Annotated in this window: 16 protein-coding genes; 5 read left to right on the top strand and 11 right to left on the bottom strand. The window is 68.0% G+C overall.

Annotated elements, in window-relative coordinates; translation table 11 throughout:
- Positions 1-103: 103 nt before the first annotated feature.
- The 4 genes from DFR43_RS06410 to DFR43_RS06395 are packed head-to-tail and all read left to right on the top strand — an operon-like array spanning position 104 to position 5,272.
- On the top strand, positions 104-2,497 hold the full coding sequence (locus DFR43_RS06410; protein ID WP_245988851.1) for a Tex family protein: 2,394 nt from the start codon (positions 104-106) through the stop codon (positions 2,495-2,497).
- Between the two features lie 50 nt (positions 2,498-2,547).
- Entirely contained in the window at positions 2,548-3,375 is an 828-nt protein-coding gene (locus DFR43_RS06405) for an HDOD domain-containing protein (protein ID WP_133596811.1), read from the top strand.
- Between the two features lie 2 nt (positions 3,376-3,377).
- The gene (locus DFR43_RS06400) at positions 3,378-4,196 is read left to right on the top strand and encodes an HDOD domain-containing protein (RefSeq protein ID WP_211338614.1); all 819 of its coding nucleotides are present in this window, start codon (positions 3,378-3,380) and stop codon (positions 4,194-4,196) included.
- Between the two features lie 5 nt (positions 4,197-4,201).
- On the top strand, positions 4,202-5,272 hold the full coding sequence (locus DFR43_RS06395) for a patatin-like phospholipase family protein (protein ID WP_133596807.1): 1,071 nt from the start codon (positions 4,202-4,204) through the stop codon (positions 5,270-5,272).
- Between the two features lie 22 nt (positions 5,273-5,294).
- On the opposite strand, the gene DFR43_RS06390 is transcribed toward DFR43_RS06395, so the two are convergent.
- The 4 genes from DFR43_RS06390 to thiO are packed head-to-tail and all read right to left on the bottom strand — an operon-like array spanning position 5,295 to position 8,476.
- A complete protein-coding gene (locus DFR43_RS06390) occupies positions 5,295-6,209 on the bottom strand; it encodes a thiamine phosphate synthase (RefSeq protein ID WP_133596805.1) in 915 nt (304 codons plus the stop codon).
- A gap of 27 nt (positions 6,210-6,236) precedes the next feature.
- On the bottom strand, positions 6,237-7,046 hold the full coding sequence (locus tag DFR43_RS06385; RefSeq protein ID WP_133596803.1) for a thiazole synthase: 810 nt from the start codon (positions 7,044-7,046) through the stop codon (positions 6,237-6,239).
- A 57-nt stretch (positions 7,047-7,103) separates the two neighbouring features.
- Positions 7,104-7,301 carry a sulfur carrier protein ThiS gene (gene thiS, locus DFR43_RS06380; protein WP_133596801.1) on the bottom strand — a complete coding sequence of 66 codons (198 nt, stop codon included), beginning with the start codon at positions 7,299-7,301 and terminating at the stop codon, positions 7,104-7,106.
- Between the two features lie 38 nt (positions 7,302-7,339).
- Complete coding sequence (gene thiO, locus DFR43_RS06375; RefSeq protein ID WP_133596799.1) at positions 7,340-8,476, bottom strand: glycine oxidase ThiO; 1,137 nt, start codon at positions 8,474-8,476, stop codon at positions 7,340-7,342.
- A gap of 86 nt (positions 8,477-8,562) precedes the next feature.
- Between thiO and thiD the strand changes: the two genes are divergently transcribed.
- Positions 8,563-9,426, top strand: coding sequence for a bifunctional hydroxymethylpyrimidine kinase/phosphomethylpyrimidine kinase (gene thiD, locus DFR43_RS06370; RefSeq protein ID WP_133596797.1), 864 nt, complete (start codon positions 8,563-8,565; stop codon positions 9,424-9,426).
- On the opposite strand, the gene DFR43_RS06365 is transcribed toward thiD, so the two are convergent.
- The 7 genes from DFR43_RS06365 to DFR43_RS06335 all read right to left on the bottom strand — a co-directional run bounded on the left by DFR43_RS06365 (position 9,407) and on the right by DFR43_RS06335 (position 16,328).
- A complete protein-coding gene (locus DFR43_RS06365; RefSeq protein WP_133596795.1) occupies positions 9,407-10,477 on the bottom strand; it encodes an NAD(P)/FAD-dependent oxidoreductase in 1,071 nt (356 codons plus the stop codon). The genes thiD and DFR43_RS06365 overlap by 20 nt on opposite strands.
- Positions 10,478-10,495: 18 nt before the next feature.
- On the bottom strand, positions 10,496-10,825 hold the full coding sequence (gene fdxA / locus DFR43_RS06360) for a ferredoxin FdxA (RefSeq protein WP_133596793.1): 330 nt from the start codon (positions 10,823-10,825) through the stop codon (positions 10,496-10,498).
- A 135-nt stretch (positions 10,826-10,960) separates the two neighbouring features.
- Positions 10,961-12,280: a sulfate adenylyltransferase subunit 1 gene (locus DFR43_RS06355; protein WP_133596791.1), complete on the bottom strand. Its 1,320-nt coding sequence runs from the start codon at positions 12,278-12,280 to the stop codon at positions 10,961-10,963.
- A complete protein-coding gene (gene cysD / locus DFR43_RS06350; protein ID WP_133596789.1) occupies positions 12,280-13,233 on the bottom strand; it encodes a sulfate adenylyltransferase subunit CysD in 954 nt (317 codons plus the stop codon). The genes DFR43_RS06355 and cysD overlap by 1 nt, the downstream gene beginning before the upstream one ends.
- A complete protein-coding gene (locus tag DFR43_RS06345; protein WP_133596787.1) occupies positions 13,230-14,066 on the bottom strand; it encodes a phosphoadenylyl-sulfate reductase in 837 nt (278 codons plus the stop codon). Before DFR43_RS06345 ends, cysD begins: the two co-directional genes overlap by 4 nt.
- Before the next feature lie 31 nt (positions 14,067-14,097).
- On the bottom strand, positions 14,098-14,466 hold the full coding sequence (locus DFR43_RS06340; RefSeq protein WP_133596785.1) for a DUF934 domain-containing protein: 369 nt from the start codon (positions 14,464-14,466) through the stop codon (positions 14,098-14,100).
- 32 nt (positions 14,467-14,498) lie between these two features.
- Complete coding sequence (locus DFR43_RS06335; protein ID WP_133596783.1) at positions 14,499-16,328, bottom strand: nitrite/sulfite reductase; 1,830 nt, start codon at positions 16,326-16,328, stop codon at positions 14,499-14,501.
- Positions 16,329-16,418: the final 90 nt, after the last annotated feature.

Genomic DNA, 16,418 nt, shown 5'->3' with positions numbered 1-16,418 from the left:
CAATGATGATGAACGATCACGATTGGCCAGTTAGCAAGCCGCGTGCCGCGGCATTCGCTGTGGCAAACTTGCGCACTTTCGATTCGACGAGCCTCTCTCGACTGTGAGTATTTCTATCGTTTCTCTTCTTGCCGATGAACTGGGCGTGCGCCCCGCCCAAGTCGAAGCGGCCGTGTCCCTGCTGGACGGTGGCGCCACCGTGCCCTTCATTGCCCGCTACCGCAAAGAAGCCACCGGCGGCCTCGACGATGCCCAACTGCGTGAGCTCGAAACCCGTCTGACCTATCTGCGCGAACTGCAAGAGCGGCGGGCCGCGGTGCTCAAGAGCATCGAGGAGCAGGGCAAGCTGACCCCACAGCTGCGCAGCGCCATCGAAGCCGCTGCCACCAAGCAAGCGCTGGAAGACCTGTACCTGCCTTACAAGCCCAAGCGCCGCACCAAAGGGATGATCGCCCGGGAAAACGGCCTGGAGCCGCTGGCCGACCTGCTGTTGGCCGACCCCACCCGGGTGCCGTCCGACGAGGCCCAGCCTTACGTCAAGGCCGCCAAGGGCGACGATGGCAGCGACTTCACCACCGTGGCCGCCGTGCTCGACGGGGTGCGCGACATCCTGAGCGAACGCTGGGCCGAGGACGCCACTCTGGTGCAGGGCTTGCGTGAGTGGCTGTGGCAAGAGGGGGTGTTGCAAAGCCGCAAGGTCGAAGGCAAAAGCGATGCCGACCCCGAAGTGGCGAAATTCCGCGACTACTTCGACTACGAGGAGCCCATCGGCCGCGTGCCTTCGCACCGGGCGTTGGCCGTGTTCCGGGGCCGGGCGCAAGACATCCTGGACGTGCGGCTGGTCGCGCCGGAGCCGCTGCCGGCGGCCAGCGAGTCGGCAGGCAAGCCCGCGCCCCAGCCCTCGCTGGCCGAGGGCCGCATCGCCCGCCACCTCGGCTGGAGCCACCAAGGCCGCCCTGCCGACGACCTGATCCGCAAATGCGTGGCCTGGACGTGGCGCGTCAAGCTCAGCCTGTCGATCGAGCGCGACCTGTTTGCCCGCCTGCGCGAAGCGGCGGAAAAAGTCGCCATCAAAGTGTTCGCCGACAATCTGCGCGACCTGCTGCTGGCCGCCCCCGCTGGGCCGCGCCCCGTCATGGGATTGGACCCGGGTATCCGCACCGGGGTCAAGGTGGCCGTGGTCGATGCCACGGGCAAGCTCGTCGATACCGCCACCGTGTACCCCCACGAACCCCGGCGCGACTGGGAAGGCGCCATCGCGACCTTGGGCGCGCTGTGCCTCAAGCACCGCGTCGAGCTGATTGCCATCGGCAACGGCACGGCCAGCCGCGAAACCGACCGCCTGGCCGCCGATCTCATCCAGCGCCTGGCCGCTCGGGCCCAAGACGGCGTGGCCGTGCCCCAGAAAGTCGTGGTCAGCGAGGCCGGGGCCTCGGTGTATTCCGCCAGCGAATACGCCTCCGAGGAAATGCCCGATGTGGACGTGAGCCTGCGCGGGGCCGCCAGCATCGCCCGCCGCCTGCAAGACCCCTTGGCCGAATTGGTCAAGATCGAGCCCAAGAGCATTGGCGTGGGGCAGTACCAGCACGACGTCAACCAAAGCGAGCTGGCCCGCACGCTCGACGCCGTGGTCGAGGACTGCGTCAACGCCGTGGGGGTGGACCTCAACACCGCCAGCGTGCCGCTGCTGGCGCGGGTCTCGGGCTTGTCGCCCAGCGTGGCCAAGGCCGTGGTGCGCTGGCGCGAGACGCATGGGGCGTTTCGCAGCCGCCAGCAGTTGCTACAGGTCAGCGGCCTGGGGGCCAAGACGTTTGAACAAAGCGCCGGCTTCTTGCGCATCCGCGAGGGCGACAACCCGCTGGACATGACCGGCGTGCACCCCGAAACCTACCCTGTGGTCGAGCGCATCATGGCCCGCACCGGCAAGCCGGTGGCCGAGCTCATGGGCCGGGTGGACTTGATCCATGCCCTCAAGCCCGAATGGTTTGCCGACGAGCGCTTCGGCATCGTGACCGTGCGCGACATCCTGGGCGAGCTGGAAAAGCCCGGCCGCGACCCGCGCCCCGACTTCCGGGTGGCCCGCTTCAACGAGGGGGTGGAAGACATCACCGACCTCAAGGAAGGCATGATTCTGGAGGGGACGGTCAGCAACGTGGCCCAGTTTGGTGCCTTCGTGGACATCGGCGTGCACCAAGACGGCCTGGTCCACGTCAGCCAGCTGTCCCACAAGTTCGTGCAAGACGCGCGCGACGTGGTCAAGACCGGCGACATCGTCAAGGTCAAGGTGATGGAAGTGGATGTGGCGCGCAAGCGCATCGGCTTGAGCATGCGGCTCGGCGATGAGCCGGGCGCCCGCTCGCAGCGCCGCGAGGGGGCCAACCGCTTCGAGCCGGCAGGCCGCGCCCACCGCCCAGGGCAGGGCGGACGGCAAGCCGCCGCCGCGCCCCTGGGGGCCATGGCCTCGGCCTTTGCCAAGCTCCAAGGGCTCAAGCGCTGAGCCCCGATCCCTCCACTATACTGACCGCATCCGACATTCCGACTGCCGCCATGCAACTCGAAGAGCTTCTGGCCCAAGCCAAGGCGCTGCCCAGCATCCCGCGGGTGGTTTCCGAAGTGATGACCGAGCTGAACAAGGACGACCCCGACCCGCGCGCCATCAGCGAGGCCGTGGCCACCGATCCGGGCCTGACCGCTCGCCTGCTCAAGCTGGCCAACTCCGCGTTTTTCGGGCTCACCCGCGAAGTCGTCAGCGTATCCGATGCCATCAGCGTCTTGGGCTTCAACCATGTGCGCACCCTGGTGCAGGCCGTGGCCCTGAGCAGCAGCTTCAAATCGGTGCCGGGCGTCAATCTGGAGCAATTCTGGCGCTACAGCCTCAACACCGCCAAGATCTGCCGCACGCTGGCCAAAAGCCTGCGCTACAACGACGGCGCGGCCTTCACCGCCGGGCTGGTGCATGCGGTGGGCGATTTGGTGATGCACATCGGCATGCCCGATGCGATGGCCAAGTTGGACTGGACCGTCTCGCCCCTGGACATGAAGCGGGCCGAGGCCGAGCGCGCCGCGCTGGGATACACCTACGCCGATGTCAGCGCGGCCTTTGCCCTGAAATGGGATTTCCCTGAGGCCATCGTCCGCGCGCTCAAACACCAGCTCGTGCCCTTTGAGGGCGACATCTACGAGCCCATGGCGGGCGTGGTACATATGGCGTCATGGCGGGCCCGCGCCCAAGAAATCGGCATGGACCGTGAGGGGTTGGCCGCCACGTTCCCCGATGTGGTGGCCATTCTGCTGGGTCTCGATCTGCAAATGGTGCTCGACAAAGACCCGAGCGAGTGGACTTCGGCCGGAGAACTGTCGGCCTTCATGGGGTGAGCATGCGGCTGGAGGAATTGCTGCGTCAACCCCATGCCTTGCCGGTGGTGCCTGAACTGGCGGCCCGGCTGATCCAGACCTTCGATCAGGCGGAGGTGGATCTGTCGCGCATCGCCACCGAGATCGAACGCGATCCGGCCATGGCCGCGCGCCTGCTGCAACAGGCCAACTCCTCGTTTTTCCGCCTCCTGCGGCCGGTGGCCACCGTGCGCGATGCCGTGATGGTGCTGGGGCTCAACAAGGTGCGGGCGTTGGTGATCGGCGCGGCGCTCAATGCCAGCTTTCATGCCGTCAGTGGCGTCAATCTGGACCGCTTCTGGCATTTCAGCTTTGCCGCCGCCACCGTGGCGCGGCTGGTCTGCACCCCTCGGCGGCTCGACGAAAACCTGGCCTTCACCGCCGCTTTGCTGCACGGCGTGGGTGAGCTGGTGATGCACATGGGCATGCCCGAAACCATGCTGGCCATCGACCAGAAAGTGGACGTGTTCGAGCTGGACCGGGCCCGGGCCGAGTATCTGGCCTTGGGGTACTCGTATGCCGAAGCCGGTGGCGCATTGGCTCAACACTGGCGGTTGCCCCGCCTGCTGGCCGACGCCATCGGCCAACATGCCGACCCGCTGGAGCACGACCCCATCGACCCGCTGGCCGTCGTCGTGCACCTGGCCAGTTGGCGAGCGCGGGTGCTGGTCCATGGCAACCGCCGAGAGGACCTCATCCACACCTATCCCGATGCCATGGGCGAGGTGCTGGGGCTGGACCCCGACCTGCTGGTCGATCCCGAACTGGCCGGCCTGCATGTGCTGACGACGGCCGGAGGTTGAGGCGAATGCAGGCATTGCGCATCTATGCCGGGCCCAAGGCCCTGGAGCACATTCGGCGTGAGGGCTTGGAGCCGGCGCACGTGGGCGTGGTGGCCGGGGCCGCCGGCGGGCCGAAAGGGCTGATCCTGGGGCCGCTGGACCGTTTTCTGTTCGGGCAATGGCTGCCGGCGAGCAGCCAGCCGGTGGACTTGGTGGGCGCCTCCATCGGCGCCTGGCGCATGGCCACGGCCTGTCTGGCTGATCCGGTGGCGGCGTTTCGCCGCTTGGAGCAGGACTACATCGCGCAAGACTATCAGGTGCCGCCCGGGCGCAAACGGCCGATTCCTCGCCACGTGAGCGAGCGGTTTGGCCAAAGCCTTCAGGCTTTCTATGGCGGCCGGGTGGCCGAGGTGCTGGGGCATCCCCGCTATCGGGTGCATATCGTCACCTCTCGCGGGCGTCATGTGCTGGCGCGCGAAGGGCGTTGGCGCACGCCGGCTGGCTACCTCGGCGCCTATCTCACCAACGCCGTGCGGCGCCAGGCCATGGGCGTGTGGCTGGAGCGGGTGGTGTTCAGCCAGCCCGCGGCCCCGCTGCCGTTTGCCACCCACGACTACCGCACCCGCCAGGTGCCGCTGACCGAAGCCAACTTCATGCCCGCGTTGCAGGCCAGTTGCTCGATTCCTTTCGTGCTGGAGGCGGTGCACGACATTGCGGGGGCGCCGCGGGGCGCTTACTGGGATGGCGGCATCACCGACTATCACCTGCATCTGCCCTACCGCCCCGAACGCGGGTTGGTGCTGTATCCGCATTTCCAGCGCCATGTGGTGCCCGGCTGGCTCGACAAAGCCCTGAAATGGCGGCACAAGGCCACCGCTTTTCTGGACCACACGGTGGTGCTGGCGCCCGATCCGGCGTGGGTGAGCCGGCTGCCCAACGGCAAGCTGCCAGACCGCACCGACTTCCCCCGCTACGGCAGCGACCTGGATGCCCGGATGCGGGACTGGAGAACGGCCGTGGCCGCCAGCGAGCGCTTGGCCGACGAGTGGGCCCAATGGCTGCAGCGGCCCGACCCGTCCGTCGTTCAGCCGCTGTGATCCAGTCGCTGCGATCAGCCCCTCAAGTCTGGGCGCCGCGTGCGCGGGCCCAGGCGGCCATCAGGGCTTGGGCCGCCTGCTCCGGGTGACTCGCGCCAGTGATGGCCCGCACCACGGCGAACGAGCCGACCCCCGTGGCCGCGACGGCGTTCAGGTGCTCCAGGCCGATGCCGCCGATCGCCACCGTCGGCCAGCTGCGCAGCAGCCAGGCATAGGCGGCCAGCCGAGCCAACCCTTGTGGCGGGGTGGGCATGGCTTTGAGCGTGGTGGGGAACACCGCACCCAAGGCGATGTAACTGGGGCGCAGCGCGGCGGCCCGGCACATTTCGGCGTAGCCGTGGGTGCTGATGCCCAGGCGCAGGCCGCTGGCGCGCAGCCGCTCGATATCCTCAGGCGCCAGTGTATCGAGGTCCTCCTGCCCCAGGTGGACGCCGTAGGCGCCCGCCTCGATGGCGGCTTGCCAGTGGTCATTGATGTAGAGCTGCGCCGGTGTGCCCGCCACCGCGGCGACCGCGGCCCGGACTTCGGCGCGGATGGCCTCGGCGTCGGTGGACTTGAAGCGCAATTGCAGGGTCGGCACGCCAGCGCGGGCCATGCGGCCAATCCAGCCCGCATCGGGCAGCACGGCATACAGCCCCAGGGCCGATGGCGCGGGCGCGAAGCCCCCGGCGCTCTGCGGAGGGGGCAGGCCAAAGTCGCTCGGCTCGCACGGCCACGCCGTGGGGTCGAACCGCCCGGTGCGCTCGGACTGGCGCTGCCAGGCTTGGGCGATGCAGTCCGCATCCGCCGGGATGAAGCCCAGACGCCGCGCGGCCGCGTAGGCGATGGCGTAGGGGCTGTCGTCTGGCGGCATGGCGTGCGGCTCGACGTGGCTGTTCAGACCCAGGGCCTGGTGGTGTTGCACGAGGGTTTGCAGGGCAAGCGCGGTGTCGGGCATGGCAGCGAGGGCGATGGGGGAGGGGCGTCAGGCTTGATGCCAGAAGGGCGTGCCGAGCACCGGGGTGCTGGGTTGCGCCGTCTCTTGGGGCGTCATGGCGCCGGCCAAAAAGGCGTCTCGCCCCGCGCGCACGGCATCGGCAAAGGCGCCGGCCATGGCCACGGGGTTCTGGGCCAAGGCCACCGCGGTGTTCAGGAGCACGGCGTCAAACCCCCATTCCATGACCTGGCAGGCGTGCGAGGGCAGCCCCAGCCCGGCGTCCACGATCAAGGGCACGTCCAGCCGTTCGCGCAGCAGCCGCAAGGCATAGGGGTTGATCGGGCCCTTGCCCGTGCCAATGGGGGCGGCCCAAGGCATGACGGCCTGGCAGCCGACATCGACCAGCCGCTGGCACAACACCAGGTCGTCGGTGGTGTAAGGCAGCACATGAAAGCCGGCTTTGATGAGGTGTTCGGCAGCGCCGACCAGCTGCAGGGTATCGGGTTGCAGGGTGTAGTCGTCGCCGATCAGTTCGAGCTTGATCCAGGGGGTCTGGAACACTTCGCGCGCCATTTCGGCCGTCGTGATGGCCTCCTGCACGCTGTGGCAGCCGGCGGTGTTGGGCAGCACGGGCACGCCCATGGCTTGCAGCAGGGGCCAGATGCCATGGCCTGCATCGAGCCCGGCCGCGCCTTGGCGCCGCAAGGAGGCGGTGAGCATGCAGGGCTGGGCACGCTCGATCGCCTGCTGCAGCACCCGTGGCGAGGGGTAGCGGGCGGTGCCCAGCAGCAGCCGGCTGGCAAAGGGCTGGCCGTAGAGGGTCAGGGCGTCGTCGGGCGGGGTGGCCGTGGCGTTCATGGGCGGCGATGGGTGTGAATGTCGGAGCGGGGTCCGGGGGCCGGGGGGAAATGGGGGTCATCCCCCCGTCACCGGCACGATGATTTCGATGTGGTCGCCCTCGTGCAAGGGGGTCTGGGCATGCTCAGCGCGCGGCACGAAACGCAGATTGACGGCAGCGGCATACGGGCCTTGAGGTTGCAGGACTTGCACCGCATCGGCCAGGCTCGCGCCTTCTGGCAGGTCGTAAGGGCGTTGGTTGATCAGCACATGCATGGGGCAGGATCAGGCGTTGAACAGGCGTTGGGCCGGTGTCAGTGTTCGGCCACGCAGGCGGCAGGGTCGGGGACATGATGAAAGCGCAGGCCCAGTTGTTCTGCCAGGGTGGCATGGCCTTCGTGCAGGTGTTGCAGCACCACATCGGCCAAGGCCGGCGCGATCATGAAGCCGTGCCGGTACAGGCCGTTGATGCGCAGCATCCGCGGCGCGATGGCTTCGACCGCTGGCAGGTTGTCCGGCAGGGTGGGGCGGCACTGGGTGCAAAGCTCCAGGATGCGCCCTTCCCCGAACCCCGGGTGCACGGCATAGGCGGCGCTGAGCAGTTCCAGCACCGAGCGCACGCTCGCGGGCGAGAGGTCATCGGTTTCGATTTCGGTGGCGCCGATGACGAACACGTGATCGGGCTTGGGCGCGATATAGATGGGGTAGCGCGGATGCAGCAGACGGGTGGGGCGCTGTAGGGTCACGTCGGGGGCATGCAGCCGCACCACTTCGCCCCGCACGCCACGCAGGGCCTGCCAATCGGTCCGCGCACCCAGGCCGCGGCAGTCCAGCACCCAGCCGCCCGATTGGCGCTGGTGCGCCAGGGCTTGGGCGTCGGTCCAGGCGCTGTGCCATTCGATCCGCACCCCCAGCCGCTCCAAGGTCTGGGTCAGGGCGTGCAGCAGTTGCCGGTTGTCCAGCTGCCCTTCTTCCGGTAGGTACAGCCCTTGGTGAAAGCGCGAGGCCAAGGCCGGCTCCAATGCCGCCAGGCAGCCGGCCTCCAGCGGCTGTGGAGCAGGCAGCTCAGGCAGGGCGCGGCCGGTGGCGGCCAGCAGGGCTTGGAAGCGTCGGGCTTCGTGGCCGTCTTGCCGGTGCCAGACGATCAGGGTGCCGTTTTGCTGGAAGTACACCGGCGCGTCCAGCCGCGCCAGAATCTGGGGCCAGCGGGCCAGCGCGTGCCGGCCCATGGCCACGACGTTGGGCTCGGTGATGGCCGATTCGGCCAGCGGCGCCAGCATGGCGGCGGCGACCCGGGCGGCCGCGCCTTGGCCATCGGGGCCGCCAGCGTCCACGATGCGCACCGGGTGACCGGCTTGGGCCAGCAGGACGGCCAGCAGCCGCCCCATCAGGCCCGCACCCAGCACCAGCACGGGTTCGGCGCTGTGTCGGATGGAGGCAGAAGCAGGCATAGAGGTCATGAGGGACAAACCGGAATTACATCACAGCCCCGCCCGCGGCCGCCGGTGAGGCGGGCGGTTGCCCGATAATTCGCCCCATGACTGCAACGCCGACTTCATGCGCCACGGGCGCTTTGCGCTATGCGCGTGTGTTGACCATCGCCGGCAGCGACTCGGGCGGTGGCGCTGGCATCCAGGCCGACCTCAAGACGTTTGCCGCGTTGGGTTGCTACGGCATGTCGGCCATCACGGCGCTGACCGCGCAAAACACGCTGGGCGTCAAGGGCATTCACGGGGTGCCGGCCGATTTCCTGAAAGCGCAAATCGCGGCGGTGGTCGAAGACATCGGGGTCGATGCGGTCAAGATTGGGATGCTGCATGCGCCCGACATCGTGCAGGCGGTGGCCTGGGCCATCGATACGTATCGGCTCGATCGGGTGGTGCTGGACCCGGTGATGGTGGCCACCAGTGGCGATGCGCTGATCGAGCCTGCCACCGTGCAAGTGCTGGTGCGCGAGCTGTTTCCCCGCGCCACGGTGATCACGCCCAACCTGGACGAGGCCGCGCTGCTGCTGGGCCGGCCCGTCAAAGCGCTGGAAGATTTCGATGCCGCCTGCGCCGATTTGCTGGCCCAAGGCGCCCAGGCGGTGCTGCTCAAAGGCGGGCACCTGGCCGGCGACATGGTGACCGACGTGCTGGCGCTGGCCGCCGAGCCACCGGCATATTGGCAGCGCCTCAGTGGCCCGCGCATTGCCAGCCGCAATGTGCATGGCACGGGGTGCACCTTGTCCTCTGCCATCGCGGCCCATCTGGCGCTGGGGCATACCCTGGAAGAAGCGGTGCAGGCCGCCCATGGCTACATTCGCGGGGCCATCGAAGCCGGCGCCGCCGTGACCACGGGGGGCGGCAGCGGGCCGCTGAACCACGGCCATGCGCCGCGGCCTACCCGCGTGCTGGGCTAGCCACGCCCAGCAATGCATGCAGCCGTGGGCTGGTGGTGGTGTATTGCAGCAGCACGCGGCGCTCGGGGTGGATCAGTTCGGCAGCGGCAAACGCGGCCAGGGTGGCTTCGTGAAAGCCGCAGACGATGAGCTTGCGCTTGCCGGGGTAAGTGCAGACATCGCCCACGGCGAAGATGCCGGCTTCGCTCGTGGCAAAGCGGGCGGTGTCCACCACGATCTGTTTGCGTTCCATCGCCAGCCCCCATTCGGCGATTGGGCCCAATTGGGGGCTGAGGCCCAGCCGGGGCAGCAGCACGTCCACGGGCAAGGGCTGGGTCTGCCCTTCAGGGGTGTCTGGCGTGGCCAACCGCAGCGCCTGCAGCCGCGGGCCTTGGGGGCCAGGCGTGCTTTCCAGCGCCAAGGGCTGGCCCACCACGAAGCGCAGCGCGCCTTGGCCGATGGCTTCCCGTGCCGCCTGCTCCAAAGCCGCTTCGGCCTTGAACCGGTCGCTGCGGTGCAGCAGGGTGACGCTGGCGCAATGCTGGCTGCGCAGCAGTTGCAAAGCCGTTTCCAGGGCGGCGTCTTCCCCGCCCATGATGACCGCGTGCTGACCTGAGAGCGTCGCCGCATCGACGCCAAAGTAGCGCACCTGAGGGTGAGGTCCGGCCTCGAAGGCGTCCAGCCCCGGAACGGCGACTTTGCGCGGCACGAAGGCGCCCACGCCCGCGGCCAGAAAAACGGCGCGGGTGAGCCATTGCCGCCCGGCCGTGGTGCTCAGCAGCAGCCGTCCGTCGGGCTGGCGTTGCAGGCTTTGCACCTGCTGCCCCAAATGCATGGGCGTGGCGAAGGGGGCGATTTGTTGCAACAGCCGCTTCGTCAGCTCGCTGCCGGTGCAAACGGGCAGGCCCGCAATGTCGTAAATGGGTTTGTCCGGGTACAGCTCGGCGCACTGGCCGCCGGGGTGGGGCAGCGCGTCAATCAGGTGGGCGCGGATGTCTTGCAGGCCGAGTTGAAAGACTTGGAACAGCCCCACCGGCCCGGCGCCGATGACGACGGCATCGGTTTCCACCACGTGCCCGCCCCCGCCGTTTCAGCGCTGCAGCAGCGCCAGCTTGCCGGTCTGGTCTTTGTATTTTTCGTGGTCGGGCAGGGGGGCCTTGCGTTTGGTGATGCTCTTCCAGCCCGGCAGCTTGGCGAGTTCGGCATTCAGCGCAATCATGTGCTGCTGGTCTTTGGGCACGTCTTCTTCGGCATAGATCGCGCTGACCGGGCATTCCGGAATGCAGACGGCGCAGTCGATGCACTCGTCCGGGTCGATGGTGAGGAAGTTGGGCCCTTCGCGGAAGCAGTCCACGGGGCAGACGTCCACACAGTCGGTGTATTTGCAGGCGATGCAGGCTTCGGTAACAACGTGGGTCATGGTGGGGGCGCTGCGCAATGGGCAGCGGTTTCGTGGATGAGAAGCCGGCCGGCACACGCCAAGGGGGCACGCCGGCCGGTTGGGCTCAAAACGTGGATTTTAAGGGGCAAGGCACCGATCGGCCGCCGGGGCGGCTCAGTTCACCAACACCGCGCCCGAGGTTTTGTGGCTGGCGGTATCCACCAAAATCAATGCGCCGAGTTGGCGCGATTGCGCATACGGCACGGTGGGGATGGCTTCTTGCAGGAGCAGCTCCACATGGCCAATGGCGTTGGCCTCCAGGCGGTCGGCGGGTTCGGCGGCCAGGGTGTGGATGTTGAGCCGATGCGCCACCCGGCGCACCTTGGCCTTGACCCAGCGGTGGCCATGCAGCGCCCAGTACACCCGGCCCGGCAGCAGCGGATCTTCGTCCAGCCAGGCAATGGTGGCTTGGAGCTCGCGGCTGGCCGGGTACGCGCTGGCGGGTGTGGCCGGGCTGTCGCCGAAGTCGTCCTCTGGTGCCGGGGCGTCGCTGTGGATGGGGGCTGCCAGCAGCCAGTCGCCGCGCGAGACGTCCACCTCCCGGTCGAGCACGATGCCGGCACTGTGCCCGGCGCCGACGGCGCCCGAGCGACGCACGTGGTCCAGCACCTGAGCCACCACGGCCCGCTGGCCGCTGGGGAACACCTGCACCTCGGTGCCCGGCTGCACCGTGCCGGCGGCCAGCCGGCCCCAGAAAATGCGGCGGCCCTGGTGGGTCACGTGGCTATCGTGCAGCTTTTCCACCCACTGCACCGGGAAGGCCACGGGGGCGGTGGTGTCTTGCGGCGTGGTGGGGAGTTGTTCGAGGATTTCCAGCAGGGAGGGTCCGTCATAGCCGCACCAGCCGGGTTGCTCGTGGCCGAAATCCACCACGTTCCAGCCTTTGAGGGCGGAAATGGGCACGGTGGCGCGCACGGGAATGCCGGCCTCGGCAGCGAAGCGCTCCAAGGCTTGCCGGATGTGCCCGAAGGCCAGGGCCGGGTCGGCCACCGCGTCGAGCTTGTTGACGGCAAAGACGATGCTGGGCACGCGCAGCAGTTGGCACAGCAGCGCGTGGCGCCGGGTTTGTGGCAGCAGGGGCACGGCGGGTTGGGCCCAGTCCAGCTTGGTGGCATCCACCAGTACCACGGCGGCATCGGCGCTGGAGGCGGCCGTGACCATGTTGCGGGTGTACTGCTCGTGGCCGGGCGCATCGCCGATGATGAATTTGCGTGCTTCGGTACTGAAGTAGCGGTAGGCCACGTCGATGGTGATGCCTTGCTCGCGCTCGGCCGAGAGGCCGTCGGTCAGCAGGGCCAGGTCGGTTTCCCCCCCGCGTTGCACGCCGGCCAGGTGGTCTTGCAGCACGGCCTTGCTGTCCACCAGCAGGCGGCCGATCAGTGTGCTCTTGCCGTCATCGACCGAGCCGCAGGTGATGAATTTGAGGGCGTCCATCAGAAATATCCTTCGCGTTTGCGTTTCTCCATCGAGGCGTCGCTGGTCTTGTCGTCCATGCGAGTGGCGCCGCGCTCGCTCAAGTCGGCGGTCAGGGTCTCGATCACGATCTCAGTCGGCGTGGCGGCGGTGCTGGGCACGGGGCAGGTGCAGGTGATGTCGCCCACGGTGCGGAAGCGCACGTCGCGCACCACCACGGTTTCGCCAGGGCGTGGCGGCGTCAACGGGGTGACGGGCACCAGCAGCCCGCGGCGCTCCACCACTTCGCGCCGGTGGCTGTAGTACAGGCTGGGCAGGCCGACGTGTTCGCGTTCGATGTACTGCCACACGTCCAGCTCCGTCCAGTTGGAGATGGGGAACACACGGAAGTGCTCGCCGGGGTGCAGCCGGGTGTTGAAGAGCGTCCACAGCTCGGGGCGCTGGGCTTTGGGCTGCCACTGGCCGAAGGCGTCGCGGTGGCTGAAGATGCGCTCCTTGGCCCGGGCCTTTTCTTCGTCGCGGCGCGCGCCACCGATGAGGGCGTCGAAACGGAACTCCTCGATGGCCTCCAGCAAGGTGACGGACTGGTGGGCGTTGCGGCTTTCATCGGGCCGGCTCAGGCGCACCGTGCCGCGGGCGATGGAGTCTTCGACGCTGCGCACGATCAGTTCGGCCTGCAATTCCCGGGCACGCTGGTCGCGAAACGCCGTGACTTCAGGGAAGTTGTGCCCGGTGTCGATCATCAGCAGCGGGAAAGGCAGCCGGCCGATGCCAAAGGCTTTTTCCGCGCACTTGAGCATGACCAGTGAATCCTTGCCCCCTGAAAACAGCAACGCGGGTCGCTCGAAGGCGGCAGCGACTTCGCGCAGGATGAAGATGGTTTCTTCTTCCAGCGCGTCGAGATGGGTGTTGTCGAGTCGGTGGCTCATGGATGTGGGGGGGTGCAGCAGATGGGGGTCGGTGCGGGCGTTCATGCGGTCTCCTGGTGTTTCTTGACGTGCAAGCCACATTCCTTGGCCGTCTCGCTTTCCCACCACCAGCGGCCGGCGCGAAAGTCTTCGCCCAGGGTGATGGCGCGGGTGCAGGGGGCGCAGCCGATGCTGGGGTAGAACTGGTCATGCAGGGGGTTGTAGTCCACCCCTTCGGTGGCGATGTAGTGCCACACGTCTCCCCAAGTCCAGCGGGCCAGCGGGTTGAATTTGGTCAGCCCGGCGCTGGGCGAGCCGCCGTGCCCCGGGGGCAGACCGGCTTCGGTGGTGTCGATCAGGGGCACTTCGGCGCGGGCAGAGGATTGTTCGCGCCGCAGACCGGTGATCCAGCCTTTGTGGCCGCGCAAGGCGCGCGCCAAGGGTTCCATCTTGCGGATGCCGCAGCAGGCTTTGCGCAGCTCGATGCTGCGGTACATGGCGTCGGCGCCTTCGCGGGCCACGAAGTCGGCCACCGCCTGGGGCTGCGGGCGGTACACCGTGACCGGGTTGCGCGAGCCAGCCTGGGTGCGGGCCAGCAATTGCAGCGTTTCGGGGTGCAGCGCCCCGGTGTCGAGCACGAACAGGGGGATGCTCAGCGCCAGCCGGTTGGCCAGGTGGGTGATGACCACGTCTTCCGCCCCGAGGCTGGACGCCTGGACGACGGGTTGATGGTCCTGGGCGGCATGGCGCAGCAGGGCTTCGGTTTCGGCCAATTTGGCGGCGTAATCGGCCGATGGGCGGGCATGCAGCCGGGTGGCCGGGACGGGGGCCGGCGCAGGCGCAGCCGCAGTTGGCCAGGCCGATGCCTGTGGCAGCGGGGAAGCGGGTGTCTCGGGCATGGTGTCGGTTCCTTGGCAGGTGGCCTCAGCGTCAGCGCGCGCGGGCAAAATGCGGCCGGGCTTGTTGGGCATCGCCCTGGTAGAAGCCGCTGAAGTGGCGCAGCAGCCGTTGGCCGTGGGCGGCGTCCTGGTCGGGGCGTAGCAGCGCTTCGTCGAATCCGCAGCGCTGCATCTGGAGCAACTGGTCGATCAACACGTCGCCCGTGGCGCGCAAGGTGCCGGTAAACCCGCGCTGCCGGCGCAGCAGCACGGCCTGGGTGAAGGCCCGGCCATCGGTGAATTTGGGAAAGTGCAGTTCGATGCACTGCACCCCGTCCAGGGCGATGTGGCGCACGTCGGCGGTGTTGTCCAACCGCAGCAGTCCGGCGGTAGATGGGGGTTCGGTGGTCAGCAGTCGCATGGGGGTAGGTGTCGGGTCTGCGTGGAGGTGAGTCAGGCCAGGGCAGCCGCTTCCGAGCTGGCGCGGGCCGTGGTCACGCGCACGGCGTTGGCGGCGGCCTTGAACGGGTCGTGCCCGACGCGCCGCAGCGTCTCGATGAAGCGTTCCGCAGGCTGGCGCAGTTCGCGGTAGGTGTCGAGCACGGCCTCCACCGCTTCGGGGATCTCTTGCGCCGAAAAGGACGGCCCCACCACCTTGCCAGCGCCGGGGGGGCCGCTCAAGTCGGTGCCGTCGGAGCCGCCCAAGGTGAGCTGATACCACTCCTGACCGTCCTTATCCACGCCAAGGATGCCGATGTGACCGCTGTGATGGTGGCCGCAGCTGTTGATGCAGCCACTGATGTGCAAGTCGATTGGGCCCAGGTCGTGCAGCTCATCCAGATCTTGATAACGGGTGGCGATGGCTTCGGCCACGGTGAGCGAACGGGCGTTGGCCAGGTCGCAGAAATCCCCGCCCGGGCAGGCGATCATGTCGGTCAGCAAGCCGATATTGGGGCGGGCCAGGCCCAGGCGGCGGGCGTCGCGCCACAGGTCGGGCAGCGCGTCGCAGCGCACCCAGGGCAGCAGGAGGTTCTGCTCGTGGGTCACGCGCACCTCGCCGGCGCTGTAGCGGTCGGCCAGTTCGGCCACCGCGTCGAGCTGGTCGGCCGTGGCGTCGCCCGGGGCTTGCCCCAGGCGCTTGAACGACAGCGTGACGGCGCGCAGATCGGGGTTTTTGTGCGGATGGACGTTTTGCTGGATCCAGCGGCCGAACTCCACATCATCGTCGGCAGCGGCCCGCAGGATGCGGGCGACTTTTTCGTCGGTGCAGTGGGCCGAGGCGCTGGGTGGTGGTGGCGCGAAGCAGCGGCTCACGCGCTCCAACTCGGCAGCGGTGATGGTGTGCGGGGCGCCGTCTTGCTCCACGATGCGGCGGTACTCGGCCTCCACCTCGTCGATGTAGCGCTGGCCTTCGGCTTTGACCAAAATCTTGATGCGGGCCTTGTAGATGTTGTCGCGCCGGCCCCAGGCGTTGTAGATGCGCACCAGCGCTTCCAGGTAGTTGAGGATCTGGTCGCAGGGCAGGAATTCGCGCATCACCGTGGCGATGGTGGGGGTGCGGCCCATGCCGCCACCGGCCAGCACTTTGAAGCCGAGCTGCCCAGCCTCGTTGCGTACCAGGCGCAGGCCCACGTCGTGCCAGTGGATGGCGGCGCGGTCTTCGCGCGCGCCGGTGATGGCGATTTTGAATTTGCGCGGCAAAAAGGCGAACTCGGGGTGCAGCGTGCTCCATTGGCGCAGAATTTCGGCGAAGGGGCGAGGGTCGGCCACTTCGTCCACGGCAATGCCGGCCAGCGCGTCGGTGGTGATGTTGCGGATGCAGTTGCCGCTGGTCTGGATGCCGTGCATGTCCACGCTGGCCAGCAGGTCCATCACGTCGGCGGCCAAGTGCAGCGGTATCCAGTTGAACTGCACATTCTGCCGGGTGGTGAAGTGCGCGTAGCCCGTGGGCAGCCGGCTGGCGATGGCCCGGCCATCACGCAGCTGGATGCTGCCGAGCCGGTTTTGGGCCGCTACTGCGCCTTGGAACACCTCGTGGCTGGGCTGGTCGTACTCGCGGGCGATGCGGGCCAACGCCCGAACCTGGCGGCTGGAGAGCTCGCCGTAGGGCACGGCCACGCGCAGCATGGGGGCGTGGCGCTGGATGTACCAGCCGTTTTGCAGCCGCAGGGGCTTGAAGGCTTCGGCGTCGAGGGAGCCAGCCAGATGGCGTTGAAGCTGGTCGCGGAACTGTGCCGCGCGTTCTCGGATGAATTGGCGATCGAAATCGGTGTAAGCGTACATGCGTCGCGGGCTTGGGCACCAAAAATGGAGGATTGGCTCGCGACTGTACGGGTTGTTTACATGAATGCAAACTACATTTTTCTCATGCCG

Origin of the sequence: Tepidicella xavieri (assembly GCF_004363315.1) — a bacterium.
GTDB classification, from domain to species: Bacteria; Pseudomonadota; Gammaproteobacteria; order Burkholderiales; family Burkholderiaceae_C; genus Tepidicella; species Tepidicella xavieri.
This window is presented reverse-complemented; position numbering and strand designations above follow the sequence as displayed.